Raw genomic sequence first — 533 nt, forward strand, 5'->3', positions numbered from 1 at the left:
GCTCGATTTCTTGAAGAATCTCTCCATCGAGGAAGCGCGCGCCATAGAGGACTTTAGCCCGTTTGTCTTGGGGGCTATAGTGCCGAGATACGGTCCGGTGGAGGAGAAGGCGGAGCCTGGAATCGCTCACCTACTCATGCTACAGGAGCTTGGATTGATCAGTGGGGTGGGTGGTACCGGTTTGCAATTCACTGCATCTGGCGGCGGGGCATCATCCTACTTTCGCATATTGTTTTCGCGGAGGAGGGGCATAGCTCTGCGGCACAGCGACGCGGGCAAGGTCCTTCACCTGAACACCTATCGCGTTACGCCGCTTGGCAGTCAAGTCTTTACCCTTCCAAAGGTGGAGCCCGACGAAGAGTGCCTTTTTGCGACTGCTCGTGCTTGCCAAAGTCAGGGTTTTAGCGTCTCTATTGTTGACCTTCAGGAAGCACCCGGTCAGCCTGGGACCTTTCTGATGACTAGCGAAACCCCACTTCCCGACTCGCCCCTCCCCCAGTAGCGAGCGCTTCGTAAGCGCCAGTTTCGGCACA

At 56.8% G+C, this 533-nt stretch carries 1 protein-coding gene; it reads left to right on the forward strand.

Going from position 1 to position 533, the window contains the following annotated elements; genetic code table 11:
• On the forward strand, positions 1 to 502 hold a 502-nt coding region (locus tag OR16_RS47065), incomplete at its 5' end, for a hypothetical protein (RefSeq protein ID WP_006164864.1).
• Positions 503 to 533 lie beyond the last annotated feature (31 nt).

Source organism: Cupriavidus basilensis OR16 (assembly GCF_000243095.1).
GTDB classification, from domain to species: Bacteria; Pseudomonadota; Gammaproteobacteria; order Burkholderiales; family Burkholderiaceae; genus Cupriavidus; species Cupriavidus basilensis_D.